The organism is Cupriavidus sp. 01L46 (genome assembly GCF_056399905.1).
In genome coordinates this window covers 1-416 of sequence record NZ_JBFTSF010000735.1, presented here as the reverse complement: position 1 = coordinate 416, position 416 = coordinate 1, and the positions used below count along the sequence as shown (strand labels likewise).

Below are 416 nucleotides of genomic sequence, written 5' to 3'. Positions count from 1 at the left end.
CAGATCGCCATGGTGGGCCAGCGCCATGCCGACCTCGAGCCGGACAGTTTTGTCACCGGCGAGGTGAGCTTCGAGGACCAGGGCCGCAGCCGCGTCATGCTCAAGAACCGTGGGCTGATGCACGTCTACGCCGACAAGGATAGCGGGCGCTTTCTCGGTGCGGAATGGACCGGCCCGCGCGCCGAGAATATCGCGCACTTGCTGGCCTGGGCTTACCAGCAAGCGCTCACCATCGAGCAGATGCTGGCCATGCCGTACTACCACCCGGTGGTGGAAGAGGGCCTGCGCACCGCGCTGCGCGATGCGGCCGCGAAGCTGGCCGGCTGAGCTCGCCAGCGCCCCACGCTGAGCTGGCTGTCCATGCGGCAGCCAGCGGGTTGGTTCCGACAGAATACTTTGCAATCCCGTCCTGGACC

General features: G+C 66.6%; 1 pseudogene. It reads left to right on the top strand.

Annotated features, from left to right (window positions below):
* A pseudogene (locus AC1DS3_RS39560) lies at positions 1-327 on the top strand (dihydrolipoyl dehydrogenase); the annotation flags it as partial.
* Between the last annotated feature and the right edge of the window lie 89 nt (positions 328-416).